Below are 4992 nucleotides of genomic sequence, written 5' to 3'. Positions count from 1 at the left end.
GATTTGTAAAATTTTAAATGATAAAGTATTAACGAAAATACTATTAACAAATATCTCAGAACTTTTTAATGAGTATGAAGAAGTGGATATTACTCAATTAGGTTTTCCTGAAAACTGGACAAATATTTTAGAAACCATATAAAAGTATCGTAATAAATTAGGTTTAATAAATTCATTTATTACAGTGCTTAATATTATGAACTTTTAGTTATTTAGGCGTTTATTTACAAAAAATGTGCGATTTTGTTAGATATCCGCGGATAATTAACATATTTTAGTTTTTCGACCTTGTTTTTGTTAGATATATCAGGATAATTAACAAATTTTTGATTTTTCAACTGCTTTTTGTTAAATATATCCAGATATCTAACATATTGTGAGTTATTTTGTTAAATAAACAGCACTAATCATCGATTAATGCTCAAAATTGCCTTTTTAAACTGTATATGATACATTTAAGTCAAAATATGAATGCGTTTTCAGAAAAGGAGATTGATGATGATGAAAAAACTTTCTGCTGATAATACTGTTTTTTCTTTTTCTAAAGATCACGAACCGGTCATGTTTATTGATAGTGGTGAAACAATTGAGGTTGAGACGGTTGATGGTTTATCGAATCAAATTCGTAAAGAATCGGATATGATTGATTCACTCGATTGGGATAAGGTGAATCCAGCAACGGGTCCTATTTTTGTCAATGGTGCTGAAAAAGGTGACACGCTTAAAGTAACGATTGAAAAAATTAATATCGATACTCAAGGCGTACTTTTAACAGGTCCAGAAATTGGAATGCTTGGTGATAAGCTCACTGAGATGACTAAAAAGATTGTACAGATTAAAGATGATAAAGTAATTTTTAACGAAAAACTTTCTTTCCCAATTACTAAGATGATCGGTGTTATTGGGGTTGCTCCTGAACAAGATGAAATACCTTGTGGAACTCCAGATTCTCATGGTGGAAATATGGATACGACGATTATTAAAGAAGAATCTGTTGTTTATTTCCCAGTTCGGACAGATGGTGCGTTACTATGCCTAGGAGATTTCCACGGTGCGATGGGTGATGGTGAAATTTGCGGTACAGGTGTAGAAATCGCTGGTTCTGCCGTTTTAAAAGTTGAAGTAATTAAAGATAATGTAATCGAGCATCCAATCGTCAAATATGATGAAGGACTTTCGTTTATCGTTTCAAAAGAAACACTCGATGAGTCAGTTAAAGAAGCTACCAAACAAGCGGTTCATTACTTAACTAAAAATACTGATTTAGAATTAGACGAAGCTGCGATGTTGTTAAGTGCGGTCGGTCAGGCACAGATCAGTCAAGTCGTCGATCCACTTATGACAACGCGGTTTTTAATCCCACAATTTGTGTTAGATACGTACGACTTAAACTTCTATTAAGATAAAGAACTTTAGGCACTTCTACTATCAAGAGAAGTGTCTTTTTATGCTATCATTATAATTAATAGTGTTTCAGTAGAGGTGAATATTGTGGGAAAATTTTTAGATTTTTTCTTTTCTAAAAGAAGTCGTGAGAAAAGAATCCGTGATGGGTTATTATCGCTGAGAGAGAAGATCGAGCAGGATTATCGTGAAGATGGATACGATAAGATTCCGTATGTCGCGTCTGAAGGGGATGCGCATAATCTGTTAAAGCAAATTAAATTGTCTAACACGTTATTGCCACATAAATCGTATATGACGTTCATTAATGATAACGAGTTAGTGTTCGGGCATGTCGTTATGCTTTGGTGGGTTAAGAATGTGAATCGTAAACGTGCACCGAAGTTCTTTTCACAAGAGTACGGTTTAAACTATAAAGAAGAATTAAAGTGGTTAAAGACTCTAGATTTTGTTGATGAAGAAAATGTGTTGACTCAAAAAGGTGAAGACATGTTGAACAGTCATACAGATATCATTGAACATCATAAAGAGAAGTTTAGGTAAGGTTGCTAGCTTGATCTAAACTTATTTAACAAAAATTCTGCGGATATGTTAGATATCTTAAGATAATTAACATATTTATGAGTGTAGGATTGATTTTTGTTAAATAAATTTGTTTATCTAACAAAATTGAATACAAACAACTAAAAGCAGTTCCGTTGGCTGAAGATTATGTTTTCTTCTCTTGGTGAAAGACGGGCGAAAATGCCGGATGATTCGAAAGGAATTTCATCTTTTCAAGCATTTACAATAAGCGCTGCCCAGCGTATTGGCACAGCAAATATCGCAGGGGTGGCGACAGCTATTGTCTTCGGTAGACTGGTGCCGTACTCGGCGTTCAGTTAGTGTGGACGCTTGCCGACCTCTTTATGGCTTTCCTAGCGATTATCAACTTAATGATGGTTGTCGCACTAAGTCCATTAGTGTTTGAGTTGATGAGGGAGTATAAAGCACAAAAAGACAGAGGAGAACCTCCAATCCTTTATACGAAAAATATCACTTACTTATTGCCAGAAGACAATGAGTGGGGGGATGAGGATTATCGTAAAGATAGTCCGGACGAGTATAAGTAAATTAGATTTGAATTTCAAGGTATATAAAAACTGCTCTTAACCGCACAACGGGGGGCAGTTTTTAATTAGAGCGTTAGATAATTAGGGCCAATAATAAATATGTTTTTTTAAACTTTAATATACGATTCGTTCATAAGCTAAGTAAAAATTTTGAGTGATATTTAATAATTTACAAAATATTAACAAAAATTGTGTTGTAATGTGTTATATTAACTTCAAGAGATATAATAAAGAAATGTCGGAGGCAATAATGGAAGAAACACTCAATTTAGAAGACATTTTAGAAGTGATTAAAAAAATATCTTAATGATCGCAATTATGACGTTGTGGTTTGGTTGTATTGCAGCTTATGCAACGTTTTCTTTAATGACACCGCAATATGAAGCTAAAACACAAATTTTAGTCAGCCAGACTCAGAACGCTGAAGCAATCAATAATCAAGATATTCAAGCGAGTCTACAATTAATTAATACATATAGGGATATTATAAAAAGCCCAACAGTGCTCGATGAAGTAGTAAGTAATCTAGAACTACAAGAATCATCATCAGCTATTTCTAATAAAATTGAAGTGACCAATCAGAATCAGTCACAAGTACTGACTGTAACAGTCACAGATGAATCCGCACAAAGAGCAGAGTATATTGCCAATGAAGTGGCGGCAGTTTTCCAAAATACAGTACCTGAAGTTATGAACGTAGATAATGTATCTGTACTCGCAGCAGCAGATGTTGGAGAAAATCCATCACCTGTATCACCTCAGCCGATGATTAACATTGCAATCGGATTAATTTTAGGATTGCTTACTGGATTAGGTTTCGCCTTCTTAAGAGCATTTATGGATAAACGTATACAGACCGAAGAAGATGTAGAAAAACACTTAGACTTACCTGTACTCGGAACAGTGCCAACATTTAAAAAGTAGGGAGGGTTTAATATGTTTGGAAAAAATTAATAGAAAGTTCCAATCAGAACAAGGGAACTTATTGTCCAATTCCACCGAATTCTTCAGACTTATGCGGAGAAATTATTTTTGAACTGCAAATGAAAAGATATATACCAGTCATTGCACATCCTGAAAGATGCAGACCATTAAAAGTAAATCCATAGTCTCGCAGTCACTGATAATGTTGATGTCATGATCATGCCTAATATAGACGATATTATGTCGGGCAGAGTAGAAGTAAATGCTTTGAAAAAGGTAGAAGTTGAAGATTTACTAGGAAGAGAACCAGTTCAACTCGATACTGAGGGAATTGAAGAACAAGTTAGAGATAAAGTCATTCTAATTACAGGTGCAGGTGGAAGTATAGGTTTTGAGATTGTTAGACAAATAACTAAGTTCCAGCCACGTAAAATAATTCTTTTAGGACATGGAGAAAATAGTATATACACTATTTTAGAAGAAGTAACGAGTTTTAATAATGAAATAGAATATATACCTATTATTGCGGATATACAAGATAGAAAAAGAATATTCTCAGTTTTTGAAGAATACAAACCAGATATTGTATATCATGCGGCAGCACATAAGCACGAACCTTTGATGGAATATAACCCACAGGAAGCTGTGAAGAATAATATTATTGGGACGAGACCAGCCTGATGGAATCAATTTGATCTTATAGCGGAATAGCGGAACGTGATAAATATAAAGCGAATGATGTTCCAACAGGACTGAAGGGTTGGGCATAGATTAATGGAAGAGATGAAACACCTATTGAAATAAAAGCCAAGTTGGATGGAGAATATGGGTCCTATAATGGATACAAAGTGTTTCCTTGGTACTGTAGTAAGTGTTGTGAAAAGCGATGGTGTAGTTGAAGGTGGGGAAAAAAGTTCGCAAATAGAACAAAGAGTCGTTAGTAATAGGGAGAATTATTCTTAATGAAAAATATATTAATAACGGGGACTAACAGTTATTCTAAAAATAGTTTATCGAGTTGGTTAACGAGATATCCTGACGACTACTCCATTGATACTATCAGCTTAAGGGATAATGCTTGGAAAGCTAAAGATTTTTCGTATTATAATGTGGTTTTCCATGTCGCTGGGATGGCTCATGTTTCTTCTGATCCAAATATGGAAGAAGAATATTACAGAGTAAATCGTGACCTTACGATTGAGACGGCAGAAAAAGCCAAACGTGATGGAGCAGAACAATTTATCTTCATGACAGTCTTATAGTTTACGGAGATAGTAGCAGTGGTACGAGAGTGATTGATTGAAATACGAAAACTAACCCAAGCAATTTTATAGAGACAGCAAAATGCAGGCAGAAAAAGGTATTCTACTTCTTAATAGTGATTAATTCAAAGTTGCTGTAATAAGCCCGCATCTGTAATAAGCCCACATATGATATATGAAAAAATTTAAAAGGAAACTATCCCAAACTTGCTAAAGCAGCCTAGAAACTGCCTTTTTCCGCAGAATACTGAATATGTGAATACGAGCGAAATGGTTAAAATGATTGCAAT

General features: G+C 34.4%; 4 protein-coding genes and 3 pseudogenes. All 7 read left to right on the top strand.

All coding sequences use genetic code 11. The features are described from left to right. Positions 1-498 precede the first annotated feature (498 nt). The 7 genes and pseudogenes from TJ68_RS02985 to TJ68_RS08095 all read left to right on the top strand — a co-directional run bounded on the left by TJ68_RS02985 (position 499) and on the right by TJ68_RS08095 (position 4702). The gene (locus TJ68_RS02985) at positions 499-1401 is read left to right on the top strand and encodes an acetamidase/formamidase family protein (RefSeq protein ID WP_052327274.1); all 903 of its coding nucleotides are present in this window, start codon (positions 499-501) and stop codon (positions 1399-1401) included. Positions 1402-1491: 90 nt separating this feature from the next. After that, positions 1492-1947: a hypothetical protein gene (locus TJ68_RS02980; RefSeq protein ID WP_040928654.1), complete on the top strand. Its 456-nt coding sequence runs from the start codon at positions 1492-1494 to the stop codon at positions 1945-1947. Positions 1948-2094: 147 nt separating this feature from the next. Beyond that, positions 2095-2259 (top strand): annotated as a pseudogene (locus TJ68_RS08885) (alanine:cation symporter family protein); the annotation flags it as partial. 17 nt (positions 2260-2276) lie between these two features. Beyond that, positions 2277-2516 (top strand): annotated as a pseudogene (locus tag TJ68_RS02975) (alanine:cation symporter family protein); the annotation flags it as partial. Between the two features lie 306 nt (positions 2517-2822). Beyond that, positions 2823-3440: a YveK family protein gene (locus tag TJ68_RS02970; RefSeq protein WP_238316024.1), complete on the top strand. Its 618-nt coding sequence runs from the start codon at positions 2823-2825 to the stop codon at positions 3438-3440. Positions 3441-3653: 213 nt separating this feature from the next. Further along, positions 3654-4403: pseudogene (locus TJ68_RS08880) on the top strand (polysaccharide biosynthesis protein). After that, complete coding sequence (locus TJ68_RS08095) at positions 4403-4702, top strand: Rossmann-fold NAD(P)-binding domain-containing protein (protein WP_052327272.1); 300 nt, start codon at positions 4403-4405, stop codon at positions 4700-4702. Before TJ68_RS08880 ends, TJ68_RS08095 begins: the two are co-directional and overlap by 1 nt. The last annotated feature ends 290 nt before the right edge of the window (positions 4703-4992 follow it).

Source organism: Nosocomiicoccus massiliensis (assembly GCF_000438455.1).
GTDB lineage: Bacteria > Bacillota > Bacilli > Staphylococcales > Salinicoccaceae > Nosocomiicoccus > Nosocomiicoccus massiliensis.
This window is presented reverse-complemented; position numbering and strand designations above follow the sequence as displayed.

Bases quoted from the DNA above. Each gene is read 5' to 3' on its own strand.
- TJ68_RS08095 (WP_052327272.1), top strand. From the start codon at position 4,403: ATGAAAAATATATTAATAACGGGGACTAACAGTTATTCTAAAAATAGT.
- TJ68_RS02985 (WP_052327274.1), top strand. From the start codon at position 499: ATGATGAAAAAACTTTCTGCTGATAATACTGTTTTTTCTTTTTCTAAA.
- TJ68_RS02970 (WP_238316024.1), top strand. From the start codon at position 2,823: ATGATCGCAATTATGACGTTGTGGTTTGGTTGTATTGCAGCTTATGCA.